This window comes from Massilia sp. LXY-5, from assembly GCF_059801075.1.
In genome coordinates, this window is record NZ_JBNNEH010000001.1 from 180859 (window position 1) to 198713 (window position 17855).

At 64.6% G+C, this 17855-nt stretch carries 18 protein-coding genes; 12 read left to right on the top strand and 6 right to left on the bottom strand.

The genetic code is table 11. The features are described 5' to 3' along the window. Window positions 1-11: 11 nt before the first annotated feature. Window positions 12-530 carry a cyclic pyranopterin monophosphate synthase MoaC gene (moaC, locus tag ACI48I_RS00805; protein ID WP_498573063.1) on the bottom strand — a complete coding sequence of 173 codons (519 nt, stop codon included), beginning with the start codon at window positions 528-530 and terminating at the stop codon, window positions 12-14. A gap of 85 nt (window positions 531-615) precedes the next feature. On the opposite strand from moaC, the gene ACI48I_RS00810 reads away from it, so the two are divergent. Beyond that, complete coding sequence (locus tag ACI48I_RS00810) at window positions 616-2199, top strand: M48 family metalloprotease (RefSeq protein WP_498573064.1); 1584 nt, start codon at window positions 616-618, stop codon at window positions 2197-2199. 8 nt (window positions 2200-2207) lie between these two features. Here the strand turns inward: ACI48I_RS00810 and ACI48I_RS00815 are convergent, their stop codons facing one another. From ACI48I_RS00815 to ACI48I_RS00830, 4 genes are read right to left on the bottom strand one after another with little or no spacing between them, the layout of a single operon-like run. Continuing rightward, on the bottom strand, window positions 2208-2426 hold the full coding sequence (locus ACI48I_RS00815; RefSeq protein WP_193688197.1) for a DUF7661 family protein: 219 nt from the start codon (window positions 2424-2426) through the stop codon (window positions 2208-2210). Next, window positions 2423-3022, bottom strand: coding sequence for a DUF2946 family protein (locus tag ACI48I_RS00820; RefSeq protein WP_498573065.1), 600 nt, complete (start codon window positions 3020-3022; stop codon window positions 2423-2425). Before ACI48I_RS00820 ends, ACI48I_RS00815 begins: the two co-directional genes overlap by 4 nt. Beyond that, window positions 3015-4034, bottom strand: a complete 1020-nt coding sequence (locus tag ACI48I_RS00825) for a YheT family hydrolase (RefSeq protein ID WP_498573066.1) — start codon at window positions 4032-4034, stop codon at window positions 3015-3017. The genes ACI48I_RS00820 and ACI48I_RS00825 overlap by 8 nt, the downstream gene beginning before the upstream one ends. A gap of 21 nt (window positions 4035-4055) precedes the next feature. Then, window positions 4056-4250, bottom strand: a complete 195-nt coding sequence (locus tag ACI48I_RS00830; protein WP_193688200.1) for a zinc-finger domain-containing protein — start codon at window positions 4248-4250, stop codon at window positions 4056-4058. A 197-nt stretch (window positions 4251-4447) separates the two neighbouring features. On the opposite strand from ACI48I_RS00830, the gene ACI48I_RS00835 reads away from it, so the two are divergent. The 11 genes from ACI48I_RS00835 to ACI48I_RS00885 all read left to right on the top strand — a co-directional run bounded on the left by ACI48I_RS00835 (window position 4448) and on the right by ACI48I_RS00885 (window position 15554). Next, window positions 4448-5197 carry an AzlC family ABC transporter permease gene (locus ACI48I_RS00835; RefSeq protein WP_193688201.1) on the top strand — a complete coding sequence of 250 codons (750 nt, stop codon included), beginning with the start codon at window positions 4448-4450 and terminating at the stop codon, window positions 5195-5197. Then, window positions 5190-5534, top strand: coding sequence for an AzlD domain-containing protein (locus ACI48I_RS00840; protein ID WP_193688202.1), 345 nt, complete (start codon window positions 5190-5192; stop codon window positions 5532-5534). The genes ACI48I_RS00835 and ACI48I_RS00840 overlap by 8 nt, the downstream gene beginning before the upstream one ends. 50 nt (window positions 5535-5584) lie before the next feature. Then, window positions 5585-6790, top strand: coding sequence for a phosphoglycerate kinase (locus ACI48I_RS00845; protein ID WP_498573067.1), 1206 nt, complete (start codon window positions 5585-5587; stop codon window positions 6788-6790). A 46-nt stretch (window positions 6791-6836) separates the two neighbouring features. Then, a complete protein-coding gene (gene pyk, locus ACI48I_RS00850) occupies window positions 6837-8291 on the top strand; it encodes a pyruvate kinase (RefSeq protein ID WP_193688203.1) in 1455 nt (484 codons plus the stop codon). A gap of 57 nt (window positions 8292-8348) precedes the next feature. Further along, a complete protein-coding gene (gene fba, locus ACI48I_RS00855; RefSeq protein ID WP_193688204.1) occupies window positions 8349-9413 on the top strand; it encodes a class II fructose-bisphosphate aldolase in 1065 nt (354 codons plus the stop codon). A gap of 97 nt (window positions 9414-9510) precedes the next feature. Next, window positions 9511-10407, top strand: a complete 897-nt coding sequence (locus ACI48I_RS00860) for a phosphoribosylaminoimidazolesuccinocarboxamide synthase (RefSeq protein ID WP_193688205.1) — start codon at window positions 9511-9513, stop codon at window positions 10405-10407. A 1-nt stretch (window position 10408) separates the two neighbouring features. After that, a complete protein-coding gene (purE, locus tag ACI48I_RS00865) occupies window positions 10409-10906 on the top strand; it encodes a 5-(carboxyamino)imidazole ribonucleotide mutase (RefSeq protein ID WP_193688206.1) in 498 nt (165 codons plus the stop codon). A 20-nt stretch (window positions 10907-10926) separates the two neighbouring features. Then, window positions 10927-12126 carry a 5-(carboxyamino)imidazole ribonucleotide synthase gene (locus tag ACI48I_RS00870; protein ID WP_498573068.1) on the top strand — a complete coding sequence of 400 codons (1200 nt, stop codon included), beginning with the start codon at window positions 10927-10929 and terminating at the stop codon, window positions 12124-12126. Further along, on the top strand, window positions 12123-13154 hold the full coding sequence (locus ACI48I_RS00875) for an L-threonylcarbamoyladenylate synthase (RefSeq protein WP_193688208.1): 1032 nt from the start codon (window positions 12123-12125) through the stop codon (window positions 13152-13154). Before ACI48I_RS00870 ends, ACI48I_RS00875 begins: the two co-directional genes overlap by 4 nt. Window positions 13155-13439: 285 nt before the next feature. Next, a complete protein-coding gene (locus ACI48I_RS00880; RefSeq protein ID WP_193688209.1) occupies window positions 13440-14795 on the top strand; it encodes an SGNH/GDSL hydrolase family protein in 1356 nt (451 codons plus the stop codon). A gap of 75 nt (window positions 14796-14870) precedes the next feature. Then, on the top strand, window positions 14871-15554 hold the full coding sequence (locus ACI48I_RS00885; RefSeq protein ID WP_307727398.1) for an OmpW/AlkL family protein: 684 nt from the start codon (window positions 14871-14873) through the stop codon (window positions 15552-15554). Window positions 15555-15639: 85 nt separating this feature from the next. On the opposite strand, the gene ACI48I_RS00890 is transcribed toward ACI48I_RS00885, so the two are convergent. Next, window positions 15640-17751 (bottom strand): putative bifunctional diguanylate cyclase/phosphodiesterase, encoded by a 2112-nt coding sequence (locus ACI48I_RS00890; RefSeq protein WP_227496663.1) that lies wholly within the window; start codon window positions 17749-17751, stop codon window positions 15640-15642. Window positions 17752-17855: the final 104 nt, after the last annotated feature.

Below are 17855 nucleotides of genomic sequence, written 5' to 3' on the forward strand. Positions count from 1 at the left end.
GGGGCAGCTTGTTACAGCTCTGCCGTCCAGTCCCCGCTCTTGCCGCCATGCTTTTCCAGCACCCGCACGTTGGTCATGACCATCCCCCGGTCGACCGCCTTGCACATGTCGTAGATCGTCAATAGACCCACCTGCACGGCGGTCAGTGCTTCCATCTCGACCCCGGTCTTGCCGTGCAGTTCGACCTGGGCCCGGCAATGGACGCTGTTGTTGGCCGCATCGATCTCGAAATCGACGGCGACGCGGGTGATCGCCAGCGGATGGCACAGGGGAATCAGGTCGCTGGTGCGCTTGGCGCCCATGATGGCGGCGATGCGGGCGATGCCGAGCACGTCGCCCTTTTTTGCGGTGCCGGACTGGATCAGCTGCAAGGTTTCCGGCTGCATGCGGATGGTGCCGGCGGCAACAGCGACGCGATGGGTCTCGTTCTTGGCGCCGACGTCGACCATGTGGGCCTGGCCGGCGGCGTCGAAGTGCGTCAACTCGTGGGGCAGCTGGCCTGCGCCTGGCCTTGGATCGGATACGGTCATGGTGTGTCGGTATGCTTGGGTAAGAAAGTGTTTCAGGGCGCGGCAAGGCGCCTGCGGATGGGGTTATCATAGCATCGTGAAATCGATGACTCCTCCTGCGCTGCCGTCCCTGCGTCCCCGCTGGCGCCGGTCGGTGGCCGCCTTGTTCATGGCGGCCGCGGCCGGGTTCGTGCCTGCGGTGGCGCCGGCTCAGTCGTTCAGCACGTCCCAGAGCGCCGCGCGCCTGCCGACCCTCGGCGACGCCGCACGCGAAGATTTATCGCCCATCGTCGAGCGCAAGCTGGGCGAAGCCATCATGCGCGAGATCCGGCGCGACCGCGATTACCTCGACGACGATGCCATCGCCGAATACCTGAACAATTTCGGCGGCGCCCTGGTCGACGCCGCGCCCGGTGCGCGCGGCGAAACGAATGCAGATTTTTATTTCTTCCCGCTGCGCGACGGCTCGATCAATGCCTTTGCCCTGCCGGGCGGTTTTATTGGCATCCACTCGGGCCTGCTGCTCGCGGCCCAGACCGAGTCGGAACTGGCCTCCGTCGTATCGCACGAGATCGGCCACGTGTCGCAGCGCCACATCGCGCGCATGCTCGGCCAGCAGCGCCAGGATGCACTGCTGCCGATCGCGGCGCTGATCCTGGCGGCGCTGGCGGCCAAGGCCAGTCCCGATGCCGCCATGGGCGTGATGATGGGCGGCCAGGGCCTGGCGGTGCAGCGGCAGCTGAACTTCAGCCGCGACGCCGAGCGCGAGGCCGACCGTGTCGGCTTCCAGATCATGAGCGCCGGCGGCTACGACACCTCGGGCATGGTGGCCTTCTTCAAACGCCTTCAGAGCGTGAGCAAGGTGTATGGAGAAATTCCTGCCTTCCTCAGCAGCCACCCGCTGACGAGCGAGCGGATCGTCGACATCCAGGCGCGCATCAAGGAAACGCCGTACCGGCAGCGCCCCGACCCGATCGAGTTTTATATCGCCAAGGCCCGTGCCCGGGTGCTGCAGGATATGAGTACCACCGGGCGCCGCGACACGCGCACCGCTTTCCAGACGCAACTGGCCCAGCAGCACCGCCAGCAGCAGGCGGCGGCGCAATACGGCTTGTCCTTCCTGGCGCTGAAGGAGAGCGACCTGGCCGGCGCGCGCAGCTGGTACGACAAGGCGCGTGCGACCCTCAAGCCGAAGGAGGGGACCTTCTCGGCGGCGCCCGCCAGCGACGGCGGCGCCTTGTTTGCCGTGCTCGATCTGGAAATCAAGCTCGCGCCCGGACAGCCGAAAGAGGTTGCCCAGCAAGCCCTGAAGGATGCCGAAGAGGCGACGAACCGCTTCCCCCTGTCGCGCGCCCTGGCGCGCCAGTACGCCGATGCGATGATCAATGCCGGCAAGTTTGAGGATGCGACGCGCTACCTGCGCGAGCAGGTGCGGCAGTACCGCGAGGACGCCAAGCTGTACGACCTGCTGGCGAAAGCGTATTCGAAGCAGGGCAAGATCGCGCTGCAGCACATGGCGCTGGCCGAATCCTATGTGCTGGCCGGTGCGCTGCCCGCAGCGGTCGACCAGCTCAATAATGCGCGCAAGGCAAGCGATGTGTCCTTCTATGACCAGTCCGTGATCGACGCCCGCGAGCGCGAGATCAAGAAGCGCCAGAAAGAGGAAAAGGAAGACGAGAAGGAGCGGTAAATCGTCGTTCAGGCCAGCCGTTCGACCGTGCCGTGTTTCGGCGTCGCGTTCTCGTGGAACAAGTCGGCCAGGTATTCTCCAAGTTCGTGTTCAGCGACGTCGGCCGGCACGATGAAATCGGCCGCGCGGCGCTTGCCGTCGGTGCCAGGATAGAACGCCTGCCATTCGCCGGCAGTGCGCGCGACGACGATCAGCGTGCCGAACACATTGAAGTGGTGAGCGTTCATTCCTGGGCCGGTGGCGCCGGCGTGCGCACGAATCCAAAACGTTCGGGCAGGGTGTCGCGCTCGATGCGTTCGACCGGCACCGCCTGCCCGCGCCAGCGCAGGATCAATGCGCCCGCGCCGTCGTCGAGCCAGCGCAGCAGCGCTTCGTCGCCGGGCGCCTGGCCGTTCAGTTCCAGCGCTTCGAACAATTGCGCCACGTCGCGGTCGTCGACCTGGGCGACGATTGCCCCCGCCTGCACGATCGCCACGCCGACTTCCGTCAGGTACAGGCGCTCGATGCTTGCAAGCGGCGCGCCGGTCTGCAGCACCAATCCTTGCGCCGGATCGGTGCGCGCAACATACGGCGTCGCTTCCAGGTTCACGTAGACGCGCTGCGGGCCGTTCTGGAAATACCAGCGCCCGGCGTCGTCATGCGCGTAGTTGCGGTTGATGAAGCCGACCAGCGTGGCGTTGTTCAGCTTGTCGCCGGCTGAATCGGCCTGTTGCGCGGCCTCGTCGCGCATGCGCCAGTTGCCGCGCGCATCGAGCGCGAGCCAGCCGTAGCAGTGCGGCACGTTCGGCCACTTGGCCATTGCCTGTTTTACGATGTCATCCATGCACGCCAGCTTCGCACAGTTCGGCGCCGGTCGGCGCGCCGCAGGTTCCCCCGGTCGCGTCGAAGAAGGACAGAATGCGCTGCGGCAGCCAGTCGATCCGGCCCGGGAAGGGGCCGGTGGGGAAGCCGACATGGCCGCCTTCCTTCGGATACTCGAGCGTCACCGCGCGCGCGGCGCTAGTCGGCAAATGTTCGCCGGGCAGGAAGGGATCGTTGCGGGCGTTGAGCACCAGGGTCGGCACGGTGATGTCGTGCAGCACGTGGCGCGCGCTGGCGCGGTGCCAGTAATCGTCGGTATCGCGGTAACCGTGCAGCGGGGCGGTGACGACGTTGTCAAAAGCGTAGAGGTCGCGCGCGGCCAGCAGGGCCTGGCGGTCGAACAGGCCTGGAAATTGTTCGAGCTTGGCGAGGCACTTGGGTTTCAGGGTCTGCAGGAACATGCGCGTATACAGCATATTGAAACCGGAAGACAGGGCTTCGCCGCCGCGCGCCAGGTCGAGCGGGGCGGAAATGGCGGCGGCGGCCGTGACGAACCCCGCCTTGCTGCCCGATTCGCCGAGCCAGCGCAGCAGCGCATTGCCGCCGAGCGAGACGCCGGCGGCGTACAAAGCTCCGCTGGTGCGCGCCCGCAGACGGGCCATGATCCAGTCGATTTCGAGCGAGTCGCCCGAGTGATAGAAACGCGCCGTGCGGTTCGGTTCGCCCGAGCAGCCGCGGAAATGGGGTACTGCGCCCGACCAGCCGCGCGCTTGCAGTGCCGCCATCAGGCCGCGCGCGTAATGGCTGTCCGAGGAGCCTTCCAGCCCGTGGAACAGCACGACCAGCGGCTTGTCCGGTTCGCCGTCCACGAAATCGACGTCGACGAAATCCTCGCCCAGGGTCGGATGGTGGACTTCCCAGCGCTCGCGCCGATAGGCGAGCCCATGGGCGAGCGGTGGTTTACCGACGAGCGTGGCGGGGTAGATGGTTTGCAGGTGGCCGCCGGGCAGCCACCGTGGAGCGCGGTAAGTCATGGCGGTGCGCCGCCGACCGGATCAGTGGTGTTTGAAAGCCACGCCCGGGGCCAGGCGGTAGCGGGTGCCGCAGTAGGGGCACTTGGCTTCGCCGTCATGGTCGAAGTCGAGGAAGACGCGCGGGTGCGACGACCACAGCGGCATGGCCGGGTTCGGGCAGTGGGCCGGGAGATCCTTGGCCTCGAGTTCCACCACAGGCATCGTCTTGTCAGTCATTACTATTCTCCGTCACGCAAAGTTGGGCAAAGACAGGATTTTAACGGATTCAGGCGACGGTTCGGAATGATCGGTAGAATGGCGGATTGATCACGGATGGGCACAGCCCACCCGACAACATCTCGCCCTCGTTTCATGCCGCTCAGTCCTCGCTCTGCTCACGTATTCCACTTATCGAATTGTTGCAGGAAGGCGACATGAACGCGCCCGATCCTGTCTCGCACAGCGCTGCCGTCGTCGAGCGCCATGATCCCGCACTCTGGCGCGAAGGGCTGCGCACGGGTGTGCCGAGCCTGTTCGGCATCGGCGCCTGGGGCCTGGTGGTCGGCATTGCGATGGTCAAGACGGGACTGACCGCGCTGCAAGCCACCGGTATGACACTGCTCGTGTTCGCCGGTTCCGCCCAACTCGCCTCATTGCCCCTGATCCTGGCGCATGCGCCGATCTGGGTGATTTTCGCTACCGCCCTGGTCGTGAACCTGCGCTTCGTGATCTTTTCCGCCTTGCTGGCCCCCCATTTCACGCATTTGCCCTGGCGCCAGCGCCTGCTGTACGGGTATATCGCCGGCGACTTGACGGTCGCCATGTTCCTGCAGCGCTTCCCGACGGCGGCGCCGGTGCCGGGCAAGCTGTCCTATTTAAAAGGGCTGGTGTTCCCGAACTGGGCGGCCTGGCAGATCGGTTCGCTGACCGGCATCTTCCTCGGCAGTGCCATCCCGACCGAGTGGGGCCTGGGCTTTGCCGGCACCCTGGCGATCCTGTGCATCACGGTGCCCCTGGTCGTCAACCGGCCGGCCCTGTGCGGGGTGCTGGTGGCCGGCCCGGTAGCCGTGCTGGCGAATGGGTTTCCCTATAAATTGGGCCTGCTGGCCGCCGTGTTCGCCGGCATGCTGGCTGCGATGACGGCGGAAAGCATCCTGGAGAAACGAAAGGCGCGTCATGGCTGAGTGGGAAATCTGGGCGGTCATCGTCGTGCTGGCGCTGTCGACGGCCATTACCCGCAGCGGCTTCTGGCTGATCGGGCACCGGGTGACGCTGCCGCCGCGGGTGCAGGACATGCTGCGCTATGCGCCAGCCTGCGCGCTGGCGGCCATCATCGCGCCCGACCTCGTGCTCGGCAGCGGCGGTCAGGTCCATCTCGGACTGAGCAATCCAAAACTGCTGGCTGGTATTGCCGCGCTCGGCTTTTATGTGTGGCGGAAGAACATGTTGCAGACCATCGTGTTCGGCATGTTGGTGTTCACACTGTTGCGAATCCTGCACGTGTTTGGTGCTTCTGCATAAGGGCCGTGGGGTAGAATATCGTTTTTTCACTATCTCACTGTTGAGCCGACATGGACGCCGTTCTCAGTTTCACCCGCTTGCAAGACCTGATCGATCGCGACGCGCTGAAAAACAAGCGCGTTTTCATCCGTGCCGACCTGAATGTGCCGCAGGATGACAACGGCAATATCACCGAAGACACGCGCATCCGCGCCTCCGTCCCCGGCATCCAGGCTGCCGTAAAAGCCGGCGCCGCCGTCATGGTGACTTCCCACCTGGGCCGTCCAACCGAGGGCGAATTCAAGCCGGAAGACACGCTGGCGCCGGTCGCCCAGCGCCTCTCCGAACTGCTCGGCCAGCCGGTGGAACTGAAACAGAATTGGGTCGATGGCGTCGATGTCGCGCCGGGACAGGTTGTGCTGCTGGAAAACTGCCGCGTCAACAAGGGTGAAAAGAAGAACAGCGACGAGCTGGCCCAGAAGATGGCGAAACTCTGCGACGTCTACGTGAACGATGCCTTCGGCACCGCCCACCGCGCCGAAGCGACCACCCACGGCATCGCGAAATTCGCACCGGTGGTGTGCGCCGGCCCGCTGCTGGCCGCCGAACTCGACGCGCTTGGTAAAGCCCTGGGCCAGCCGGCCCGTCCGTTGTTGGCGATCGTCGCCGGCTCGAAAGTGTCGAGCAAGCTCTCGATCCTGCAAAGCCTGGCCGGCAAAGTGGACAACCTGATCGTCGGCGGCGGCATCGCCAACACCTTCATGAAGGCCATCGGCCTGAACATCGGCAAGTCGCTCGTCGAAAACGACCTGGTGGGCGAAGCGAAGCAGATCATCGAGATGATGAGCGCGCGCGGCGCCTCGGTGCCGATTCCCGTGGACGTGGTCTGTGCGAAAGAGTTCTCGCCGACCGCCGCTGCGACCGTGAAGGACGTGGCCGATGTCGGCGACGACGACATGATCCTCGACATCGGCCCGAAGACGGCGACGATGCTGGCGGAACAGGTTGCCAAGGCTGGTACCATCGTCTGGAACGGTCCGGTCGGCGTGTTCGAATTCGACCAGTTCGCCGAAGGCACGAAGACCCTGGCCATGGCGATTGCGGATTCGAAAGGCTTCTCGATTGCCGGCGGTGGCGACACCCTGGCGGCAATCGCCAAATACAACATCGGCGACAAGATCGGCTATATCTCCACCGGCGGCGGTGCCTTCCTCGAGTTCCTCGAAGGCAAGACCCTGCCTGCGGTCGAGATCCTCCTGCAGCGCAGCGCGCAGTAATGTCGGCGCAGCCCAGGCTGCGCTTTGTTTTTTAAAAGGACAGCTCATGTACCGTGGCACCAAGATCGTCGCTACCATCGGACCGGCCTCGACCGACTTCGACATCCTCGTCAAAATGATCCGCGCCGGCGTCGACGTCGTGCGCCTGAACTTCTCGCACGGCAAGGCGCAAGACCACATCGACCGCGCCGCGCTGGTACGCCGCGCGGCGGCCGAATGCGGTCGCGAAGTGGCGATCATGGCCGACATGCAGGGGCCGAAGATCCGCGTCGGCAAGTTTGAGAACGGCAAGATCGAACTGGCCAACGGCGACAAGTTCGTGCTCGACGCGAAATGGGGAGAGAACGGCGAGCTGGGCAACCAGGAACGCGTCGGCCTCGACTACAAGGCGCTGCCGCGCGACGTGAAGCCGGGCGACAAGCTGCTGCTCAACGACGGCCTGATCGTGCTGGTCGTCGACAAGGTCGTCGGCCACGAGATCTGCACCACCGTCAAGGTCGGCGGCGAGCTGTCCAACAACAAGGGCATCAACCGCCAGGGCGGCGGCCTGACCGCGCCGGCGCTGACCGCCAAGGACATGGAAGACATCAAGACCGCGATGAGCTTCCAGGCCGACTATCTGGCGATCTCCTTCCCGAAGAGCGCGACCGATATGGAAATGGCGCGCCAGCTGGCGAACATCGCCGGCGAACCCTATCACCACAAGCCGCTGATGATCGCCAAGATCGAGCGCGCCGAAGCGATTCCCGTGCTGCAGGAAATCCTCGACGCCTCCGACGGCATCATGGTCGCGCGCGGCGACCTCGCGGTCGAGGTGGGCAATGCCGCGGTGCCGGCGCTGCAAAAGCGCATGATTCGCATGGCGCGTGCCTCGAACAAATTGGCGATCACCGCGACCCAGATGATGGAGTCGATGATCGTCAACGCCGTACCGACCCGCGCCGAAGTGTCGGACGTGGCGAATGCCGTGCTGGACGGCACCGACGCCGTGATGACCTCGGCCGAAACGGCATCGGGCAAGTACCCGATCGAGACCGTCGAGATGATGGCCGCCGTCTGCGCCGAAGCGGAACAATCCGAATACAACAAGCAGGACGCCGACTTCCTGAACGTGACGTTTACGCGCATCGACCAATCGATTGCCTACGCCACCTTGTTCACCGCCCATCACCTGGAAGTGAAAGCGATCGTCGCCCTGACCGAGTCGGGTTCGACCGCCCTGTGGATGAGCCGTCACAGCATCGATACCCCGATTTTCGCCCTGACCCCGTCACAAACGACGCAGCGCAAAGCTTCGCTGTACCGGAACGTGCAAGCTTTCTACTTGCAGCAGGAAGGCGGCAGCCACGCCGTGCTGCGCAAGGCGGAAGAGCTCCTGATGAGCGAGGGCATGGTCAAGAAGGGCGACACCATCGTCGTGACCTGGGGTTCGCCGATGGGCGAAGCCGGCGGCACCAACGCCCTCAAGATCGTGCGCGTGGGCGACACTTATAAAGATTAAATGGCGGCTTCCTTGTCGAAGTTCGTATACTGATTTCTTATTGTTTGGAGTACTACCATGGCACTCGTATCCCTGCGTCAACTGCTGGACCATGCTGCTGAAAACGGCTATGGCCTGCCGGCGTTCAACGTCAACAACCTGGAACAGGTGCAGGCCATCATGGCCGCGGCCGACGCCACCAACAGTCCGGTCATCATGCAGGCTTCGGCCGGCGCCCGCAAATATGCCGGCGAAGCTTTCCTGCGCCACCTGATCGACGCCGCCGTCGAAGCCTACCCGCACATCCCGGTCGTCATGCACCAGGACCACGGCCAGTCGCCGGCAGTCTGCATGGCTGCGATCCGTTCGGGCTTCAGTTCCGTGATGATGGACGGCTCGCTGGAAGCCGACGGCAAGAGCGTCGCCTCCTACGACTACAACGTCGAAGTCTCGCGCGAAGTCGTGAAATTCGCGCACTCGATCGGCGTGACCGTCGAAGCGGAACTGGGCGTGCTCGGTTCGCTGGAAACGATGAAGGGCGACAAGGAAGACGGCCATGGCGCCGACGGCACCATGACCCGCGAGCAGCTGCTGACCGACGTCGCGCAAGCGGCCGACTTCGTGGCGAAAACCCAGTGCGACGCGCTGGCGATCGCCATCGGCACCTCGCACGGCGCCTACAAATTTACCCGCAAGCCGACCGGCGACATCCTCGCGATCGACCGCATCAAGGAAATCCACGCACGCATCCCGAACACCCACCTGGTGATGCACGGTTCGTCGTCGGTGCCGCAGGAGCTGCTGGCGATCATCCGCGAATTCGGCGGCGACATGAAGGAAACCTACGGTGTCCCGGTCGAAGAGATCCAGGAAGGCATCAAGCACGGCGTTCGCAAGATCAACATCGACACCGACATCCGCCTGGCGATGACGGCCGCGATCCGCAAATACATGTTCCAGAACCCGTCGAAGTTCGACCCGCGCGACTATTTGAAGCCTGCGCGCGAAGCGGCGACCGAGATCTGCAAGGCGCGTTACCTCTCCTTCGGCTGCGAAGGCCAGGCGTCGAAGATCAAGCCGATCCCGCTGGAAAAAATGGCCGAGCGCTACAAGGCCGGCGAGCTCGCGCAAGTCGTCAAATAATCAAGACCGTGTAACGGGCTGCTGCGGCAGCCCGTGTTTCTTAACGGCGCGCCCTTTTCATCGGTCTCGCCGAGTCCGTTTCTCTGATACTCCTCCCATGAACAGCCTCTATAAAACCACGATCAAGTCCCTGCCACTGCTGGGCGTCGGCAAAGTGCGCGACAACTACGCCGTTGGCGACGACAAGATCCTGATCGTCACCACCGACCGCCTGTCCGCCTTCGACGTCGTCATGAACGAGCCGATCCCGGGCAAGGGCATGGTGCTGAACCAGATGAGCGATTTCTGGTTCGACAAGCTCGGCCACATCGTGCCGAATCACCTGACCGGCATTGCTCCGGAAAGCGTCGTGGCGCCTGACGAAGTCGAGCAGGTGCGCGGCCGTGCGGTCGTTGCCAAGCGTCTCAAACCGATCCTGGTCGAGGCGGTCGTGCGCGGCTACATCATCGGTTCCGGCTGGAAGGACTATCAGCAAAGCGGTTCCATCTGCGGCATCGAACTGCCGCAGGGCTTGCGCCAGGCCGAGAAGCTGCCGCAGCCGATCTTTACGCCGGCCGCGAAAGCCGACCTCGGCGAGCACGACGAGAACATCTCGTTCGCCGACATGGAAAGCCGCATCGGTCCTGAACTGGCCGCCAAAATGCGCGACGTCTCGATCGCCTTGTACACGGCGGCATCGGAATACGCGGCCACGCGCGGCATCATCATCGCCGACACCAAATTCGAATTCGGCCTCGACGACAACGGCGTGATGCACCTGATGGACGAAGTGCTGACGGCCGACTCGTCGCGCTTCTGGCCTGCCGACTCCTACGCGCCGGGCATGTCGCCGCCGTCTTTCGATAAACAGTTCGTGCGCGACTACCTCGAAACGCTGACCGAGTGGAAGAAGACCCCGCCGGCCCCGCCGCTGCCGCAGGACGTGATCGATAAAACCCAGGCCAAGTACTTCGAAGCCATCGAACGCCTGACCGGCGAAAAGCTGAAGGCCTGAGATGAGTAATGAAGTGAAACCTTTGGTCGGCGTCGTGATGGGTTCCTCGTCCGACTGGGACGTGATGAAGAACGCGGTAGACATACTGAAACAGTTCGGCGTGCCCTTCGAGGCGCAGGTGATTTCGGCGCACCGCATGCCGGACGAGATGTTTAGCTATGCCGAGACCGCCCGTGCGCGCGGCCTGCGCGCGATCATCGCCGGCGCCGGGGGCGCGGCCCACCTGCCGGGCATGATTGCCGCCAAAACCATCGTGCCGGTGCTCGGCGTGCCGGTGCCGTCCAAATACCTGCGTGGCGAGGATTCGCTGCTGTCGATCGTGCAGATGCCGAAAGGCGTGCCGGTGGCGACCTTTGCCATCGGCGAAGCCGGCGCCGCAAATGCCGCGCTGACGGCGGTCGCGCTGCTGGCCGCGAATGACGATGCCCTGGCTGCGCAGCTGGAACAGTTCCGCCTGGACCAGACCGCCGTCGCCAAGGCGATGACCTTGCCCGTGTGATGGCGCAGTGAGTAAAAACCATGAGTAACAAGAGTCAATCGCAGGGAGGCGCCTTCCTGCCCAGCGCCAATCCGCCCACCTGGCTCGGCGTGATGGGCGGCGGCCAGCTCGGCCGCATGTTCGCCCACGCCGCCCAGGCCATGGGTTTTAAAGTCGCCGTGCTGGAACCGGCCGCGCATTGCCCTGCTGGCGAGGTTGCCGAGCGCCTGATCAATGCCGATTACACCGACAGTATCGCCCTCGGCCAGTTGTCCGCCCTCTGCGCGGCCGTGACGACCGAGTTCGAGAACGTCCCGGCCGACAGCATGAACCTGCTGGCGCACGGCAGTTTTGTTGCGCCAGCCGGCAGCTGCGTCTCGATCGCCCAGGACCGGGTGCTGGAGAAACGGTTCTTCGTCGAATGCGCGCCGCTGTCCGGCGTGATGCCGGCGCCGCACAAGGTGATCGCCTCCAATGACGACATCGACGCCATCGACGATGCGCTGCTGCCGGGCATCCTGAAAACGGTGCGCATGGGCTATGACGGCAAGGGACAAGTGCGCGTCAAAACCCGCGAGGACGTGCGCGCGGCCTTCGCGGCCATGAACGGTGTGACCTGCCTGCTCGAGAAAATGCTGCCGCTGGCCTATGAGGTGTCGGTGCTGACGGCGCGCGGTGCGGACGGGCAATCGGTCGTCTATCCGATCGCCGAGAACGTGCACCGCGACGGCATCCTGTTCACGACCACCGTGCCGGGACCGAATGTGACGGCCGAGTGCGCGCAACGCGCCCAGGATGCGGCGCGCGCCATCGTCGCCCAGCTCGGCTATGTCGGCGTGCTGTGCATTGAGTTCTTCGTGCTGGAGGACGGCTCGCTGGTCGTCAACGAAATGGCCCCGCGTCCGCACAACAGCGGGCACTACACGATCGACGCCTGCGTCACCAGCCAGTTCGCCCAGCAGGTGCGGGCGATGGCGAAGCTGCCGCTGGGCGATGTCCGCCAGCATTCGCCCGCCGTCATGCTCAACATCCTGGGCGATGTCTGGTTCGAGGGCGACCAGGTGCGCGAACCCGCCTGGGACCGCGTGCTGGCGCTGCCGGGCGCCTTCTTGCACCTGTACGGCAAGGACGATCCGCGCCGCGGCCGCAAGATGGGCCACGTGACCTTCGTCGCGCCAACCCTGGCCGAGGCCTCGGCGCAATTGCTGGCTGCCTGCGCCATCCTGGGGATCGCACCGTGAGCCTGCAGGAACTTGATCCGGCCGCCATCGAGGCGGCCGCGCGTGCGCTCGAGGCGGGGCAACTCGTGGCTTTCCCGACCGAGACCGTCTACGGCCTCGGCGCGGACGCCGAGAATCCGGCGGCGGTCGCCGCCATCTACGCCGCCAAGGGCCGCCCGCAGGACCACCCTGTGATCGTGCACCTGGCGCCGGAAGCGGAGATGGCGCACTGGGCCTGTGACATCCCGCCCGAGGCGCATGCCCTGGCGAACGCCTTCTGGCCTGGTCCGCTGACGATGATTTTAAAGCGCGCGCCGAACATTCCGGACGCGGTCAGCGGCGGCCAGGATACGGTCGGGCTGCGCTGCCCCTCGCATCCGGTGGCGATCGCCTTGTTGCGCGCTTTCAAGGGCGGGCAGGGCGGCGTCGCGGCGCCGTCCGCCAATAAATTCGGCCACGTCAGCCCCACGCTCGCAGAACACGTGCGCGACGAATTCGGCGCCGACGGGTCGGTCGCGATGGTGCTCGACGGCGGCGCCTCGCAGGTCGGCATCGAATCGACCATCGTCGATTTATCCCGCCTGGCCACCCACGGTCCGGTGCTGCTGCGTCCGGGCCATGTGAGCGCGGAGGCAATCGCCGCTGTGATCGACCAGCTGCCTGCCGCGCCGGACGTCGCCGCGCCGCGCGCCTCGGGCACGCTGGAGTCGCATTACGCGCCGCACACGCCGGTGGCGATGCAGGATACCGTGACGCTGGTGCAAACCCTGGGGCAGATGGAAGAAGCGGGCCGCAAGCTCGCCCTGATCCATTATTCCGACCTCTGGACGGCGCACGCCGCCATCCGCCTGCCGGCCACCCCGGAAGGCTTTGCGCACGCCCTTTATGCGGCGCTGCGCGCGATGGACGGGCAGGGCGCCGACCTGATCCTGGTCGAGGCGCCGCCGCAAGACGGCGCCTGGCTCGGCGTCAACGACCGCCTGCGCCGCGCTGCGCACGGCTCGACCGGAATCGTGCACGGCCTGCTCAACCGCGACGCAGGCGTATAACAAAGGCAAGCCGGGGCAATGCTTGCCTCGGTTCGCCATGCGATTGGCATATTCGTTCTCTATAACGTTGCATTCCTGCCTCTGCTTACCTTTTGAGATATTGCTCTTGGCAATGCTTGTTATAATCGGCGCACCCTGCCGGGCTTCTGCCTTGTCGGCTTTGGTTGACGCCATGACAATCAAAATTTCTATACAAGCGGAAAGAACACTGGCATATTAGTTCGGGATGCGAATAGCACGAGCGTTCGTTTCACAGAAAAATATCTTATCCTCTTAGGAGACACAATGCGTCAAATGAATTTCGCGCTCGCGCTGCTGACTGCAGCTGCGCTGGCTGCATGCGGCGGCACCGGCAGCAGTGGTGGCGATCAGACCCATGCGGTCAAGTTCACCCAGCAGGTGACCTTCGGCGACAGCCTGTCGGACGTCGGCAGCTACAACGTGGGCGCAGTCAACGTCGCTGGTGGCGGCAAGTTCACCATCAACGGTGACAACACCAGCACGAACCCTGTCCTGACCGGCAAGAACTGGACCGAAGTGCTGGCCGCGGAACTGCGCCTGCCGGCGCCTTGCGCCGCCCAGACCGGCCTGCAGGGCACCGACAGCACCGATCCGGCGCTCGACTTCAACGTGCCGATCGTCAACAACGCGAATTGCTTCAACTACGCACAGGGCGGCGCCCGCGTGACCAACCCGATCGGCCCTGGCAACCGCGCCGTCAAGCCGGAACTGGGCGAGATGACCCTGCCGGTGGTGAGCCAGGTCGCGAACCACCTGGCTAAAACCGGCGGCAAGTTCAGCGGCACCGAACTGGTCACCATCATGGCCGGCGGTAACGACGTCCTGATGCAGCTGGGCGGGCTGAGCGCAGGCGCCACCGCTGCCGGCACCGCTGCCGGCCAGAAGGCGTTCCCGACCCTGCTGATCGGCGGACTGGTCGCCATCGTGCCGGCTGCAAATCAGGCTAGCGCGCAGGCAAGCATCGGCCTGGCCGTCCAGACCACGGCAGCCGCCGGCGGTACCCAGACGCAAATCGCCGGCGCTGCAGCACTCGCCGCGATCCAGCTCGGCGCCGATCCTGCAGCCGCGCAAGCCGCCGCCGCCAAAGCCGGTACCGACGCGCAGGCAGCCGGTGCCAAGGCCGGTGCCGACTACGCCGCCGCGCAAGGTCCGCTGCTCGTTGCCGAACTGGGCAAGGCCGGCGCCGAACTGGCTGCACTGGTGAAGACGCAAATCGTCGCCAAGGGCGCGAACTACGTGGTCGTCAACAACCTGCCGGACGTCGCCAGTACCCCGTCGGGCAAGGCACAGTCGGCATCGACCCAGCAACTGATCGGCGCGATGGTCGATGCCTTCAACGCACAGTTGAAGGCCGGTCTGGGCAACGATCCGAAAATCGCCTACGTCGACCTGTATTCGATCAGCAAGGACCAGGTAGTCAACCCGGCCATCTACGGGCTGACCAACACCGCGCAGAAGGCCTGCACGACCGAATCGTCGCTGACCTGCACCGCCAAGACCCTGTCTGGTCCGGACGTAAGCCACTACATGTTCGCCGACGACATCCACCCGACTCCGTACGAGTACTGGCTGGTCACGCGCTATGTCCTGAAGGATATGGCTGTCAAAGGCTGGCTGTAATCATCAAAGAAAAAGCCTGGTTGCACTGCCTGTCCGCAGGCCGGTGCAACCGGTCGTAAAAAGAACTCAGGAGAAATGATGAAAGTACGTTTCAATAGCGTCGCCAAGACGCTAATCGCAGCCGCCGCGCTGGCATGCGCCGCGAGCGCTTCGGCCCAGTCGGCCGGCCAGTGGACCGCCAAGTTCGGCTTCAACCAGCTGACCCCGAAAGTCGAGAGCGGCGATATCTCGGCACCGGCCCTGCCGTTCACCAAGGGCGATGTCTCGCGCGACATCCAGCCGGTGATCGGCATTGCCTATGGCATCACCGACAACATCTCGCTCGAAACCGCGCTCGGCACGCCGTACAAGCACAGGATCCTCGGCGCCGGTTCGATCGCCGGTACCGGCGAGCTGGGTACGGTCGAGGCACTGCCGCCGACCGTGTTCGCGCAGTACCGCTTCTTCTCCCCGAACGCGACCTTCCGTCCGTTCGTCGGCATTGGCGCCACCTATGCCTACTTCATGAAGGAACGCGGTTCGGGCAAGCTGACGGCGCTCACCAATCCGGGCGGCGCACCGACGACCTTCAACATCGACAACAAGTTCACCTATACCGGCCAGCTCGGCGTGGCGATGAACTTCAACGAGCGCTGGTTCGCCGACGTGACCGTCAACAAGAGCCGCCTGCGCACCGACGTGCACTTCTCGACCGGCCAGAACCAGCACATGAAGCTGGACCCGGTCGCCGTGCTGCTGGCCGTCGGCTACAAGTTTTAATATACGTTTTAATTCGCGGCCGTTACGGCGCAATGAAAAACCGGCAGGGCGCAAGCCCGGCCGGTTTTTTTCGTTTTATCGAATGCTAATGCAGCGTCGCTGCGTAGCGCGCGAAATGCTCGCCACTGAGGGCGCGTTCGTATAAATATCCCTGGTAGACGAAGCAGCCGGCCTGGGACAGCCATTCGCGCTGGCCCTGGGTTTCCACGCCTTCGGCGATCACCTGCAGGCCCAGGCTGCCGCCGAGGGCAATGATCGAGCGCACGATCGAGGCGTCGTTGCGATCGGTCAGCACGTCTCGCATGAAGGAATAATCGATTTTCAGCTGGTCCAGCGGCAGTTTGCGCAGGTAGGCCAGCGACGAGTAGCCGGTGCCGAAGTCGTCGAGCGAGAAGGTGATGCCGAGGCGGCGCAGGGTTTCCATGGTCTCGACCGTGTGTGCGAAATCGGTCACGACCAGGGTTTCGGTCAGCTCGAATTTCAGGCCGTGCGGATCGACGCCGGTGGCGGCCAGGATTTCCTGGGTCATGGCGACGAAATCGGGCTCGACGAACTGGCGCGCACTCACGTTCACCGACAGCGACAGGTGCCGGGTGGCGGGATTCCTCTGCCACGAGGCCAGCTCGAGGCAGGCAGTGCCCAGCACCCAGCGCCCGATGTCGACGATCAGGCTGGTCTCTTCGGCCTGCTTGATGAATTCGGTCGGATACAGGATCTCGCCGTTCGGCAGGCGCCAGCGCAGGAGCGCCTCGGCGCCGATCACGCGGCTGTCGCCGTCGAGTTGCGGCTGGTAGTTCAGCATGAATTCATGGTTGCGCAAGGCGCGCCGCAGCCCGCTTTCGAGCTCGGAGCGGGCGGTCCACTTGGCCTGCATGTCGGGATCGAAGAAGCGGAAGGTGTTGCGGCCTGCGGCCTTGGCCTGGTACATGGCGGTGTCGGCCTGCTTCAGGGCCGACTCCACCGTGTCGAGGGCGCCGCTGATCATCGTCACGCCGATGCTGGTCGACACCGAATACATGAAGTCGGCGAGCTGGAAGGGCGCGCGCATGGCGGCGACGACCTTGGCGGCCACGGTCTCGGCATGGTGCGCCGCTGTTTCGATCGATTCCTCATCCGGCTGGACCAGGATCACGAACTCGTCGCCGCCGAGGCGCGCCACCATGTCGGCCTCGCGCACGCTGTGCTCGAGGCGGCGGGCAACCGCCTGCAGCAGCATGTCGCCGGCCGCGTGGCCGTGGGTATCGTTGAGGGTCTTGAAATTGTCGAGGTCGAGGAACATCAGGGCGCCGACCTTGCGCGAGCGCGCACTGCCGAGCAGGGCGCGGCGCAGGTGATCGAGCAGGCTGGCGCGGTTCGGCAGGTCGGTCAAGGCGTCGAAATAGGCGAGGCGGTGGATGCGCGCCTCGTTGCTCTTGCGCTCGCTGATGTCGGTGCTCATGACCAGGATCTTTTGCGGGATGCCCGAGGCCGGATCGGCCGGCACAACGGTCCAGCGCGTGTCGGCATGCAGGGGACTGCCGTCGCGCCGGTGCTGGTGCAGTTCGCCCACCCACTCGCCTTCGTCGAGCGCGGTTTTATACGCTTCGCTGTAGGCCGCGTGGTCGTCGCACAGCAGGTCGGACATGCGCTGGCCCTCGGCTTCCCTCGCATCCCAGCCGTAGAGCCGTTCGGCGCCCTTGTTCCAGTAGGTGATGCGCGAACTCATGTCCATCACGAAGATCGCATCGCGTGCCTTGTCCAGCAGCGAGGCCTGTTCCAGCGCCAGCAGGTCGGCGCGCCGCAAGACCGTGATGTCGGCAATGAAACCCTCGAGCGCTTCCACGTTGCCCTGCTCGTCGAACACGGCCGCTCCCTGTTCCCAGGCCCAGCGCAGCTTGCCGGCGGCGGTGGTGATGCGGTAGCTCAGCTGGAAGGGACGGCGTTCGCGGATCGCCGCATTGGTGTCGTCGGACACCTTCGCGCGGTCGTCGGGATGGATCAGGCTGGCATACGACATCGCATCCTCGCCGGTGAAGGCGGAAGCCGGATAGCCGGTCAGCTTTTCGATGCCCGCACTCAGGAAGATCATGGTCCAGCTGCTGTCGTTCAGGCAGCGATACACCACCCCGGGCAAGTTGCTCAACAATAGATCGAGCGACAGGGCGGAGGCGTCCTGGGAATGCAAATTGGTCGAGACTGTGTGGCCAGATGGGGGCATGTTCCGCGCGCTTGAGGTAGGTGGAACACTAGCAGGGCGATGCTTGATCTAGCACACATGGTAACGCGAAACTTGCGTCGATTCGTTACCGTATTGGCTCATTC

Excerpts from the sequence above, each read along its gene's own strand:
- moaC (WP_498573063.1), bottom strand. The coding sequence starts at position 530 with ATGACCGTATCCGATCCAAGGCCAGGCGCAGGCCAGCTGCCCCACGAG.
- ACI48I_RS00810 (WP_498573064.1), top strand. The coding sequence starts at position 616 with ATGACTCCTCCTGCGCTGCCGTCCCTGCGTCCCCGCTGGCGCCGGTCG.
- ACI48I_RS00815 (WP_193688197.1), bottom strand. The coding sequence starts at position 2,426 with ATGAACGCTCACCACTTCAATGTGTTCGGCACGCTGATCGTCGTCGCG.
- ACI48I_RS00820 (WP_498573065.1), bottom strand. The coding sequence starts at position 3,022 with ATGGATGACATCGTAAAACAGGCAATGGCCAAGTGGCCGAACGTGCCG.
- ACI48I_RS00825 (WP_498573066.1), bottom strand. The coding sequence starts at position 4,034 with ATGACTTACCGCGCTCCACGGTGGCTGCCCGGCGGCCACCTGCAAACC.
- ACI48I_RS00830 (WP_193688200.1), bottom strand. The coding sequence starts at position 4,250 with ATGACTGACAAGACGATGCCTGTGGTGGAACTCGAGGCCAAGGATCTC.
- ACI48I_RS00835 (WP_193688201.1), top strand. The coding sequence starts at position 4,448 with ATGAACGCGCCCGATCCTGTCTCGCACAGCGCTGCCGTCGTCGAGCGC.
- ACI48I_RS00840 (WP_193688202.1), top strand. The coding sequence starts at position 5,190 with ATGGCTGAGTGGGAAATCTGGGCGGTCATCGTCGTGCTGGCGCTGTCG.
- ACI48I_RS00845 (WP_498573067.1), top strand. The coding sequence starts at position 5,585 with ATGGACGCCGTTCTCAGTTTCACCCGCTTGCAAGACCTGATCGATCGC.
- pyk (WP_193688203.1), top strand. The coding sequence starts at position 6,837 with ATGTACCGTGGCACCAAGATCGTCGCTACCATCGGACCGGCCTCGACC.
- fba (WP_193688204.1), top strand. The coding sequence starts at position 8,349 with ATGGCACTCGTATCCCTGCGTCAACTGCTGGACCATGCTGCTGAAAAC.
- ACI48I_RS00860 (WP_193688205.1), top strand. The coding sequence starts at position 9,511 with ATGAACAGCCTCTATAAAACCACGATCAAGTCCCTGCCACTGCTGGGC.
- purE (WP_193688206.1), top strand. The coding sequence starts at position 10,409 with ATGAGTAATGAAGTGAAACCTTTGGTCGGCGTCGTGATGGGTTCCTCG.
- ACI48I_RS00870 (WP_498573068.1), top strand. The coding sequence starts at position 10,927 with ATGAGTAACAAGAGTCAATCGCAGGGAGGCGCCTTCCTGCCCAGCGCC.
- ACI48I_RS00880 (WP_193688209.1), top strand. The coding sequence starts at position 13,440 with ATGCGTCAAATGAATTTCGCGCTCGCGCTGCTGACTGCAGCTGCGCTG.
- ACI48I_RS00885 (WP_307727398.1), top strand. The coding sequence starts at position 14,871 with ATGATGAAAGTACGTTTCAATAGCGTCGCCAAGACGCTAATCGCAGCC.
- ACI48I_RS00890 (WP_227496663.1), bottom strand. The coding sequence starts at position 17,751 with ATGCCCCCATCTGGCCACACAGTCTCGACCAATTTGCATTCCCAGGAC.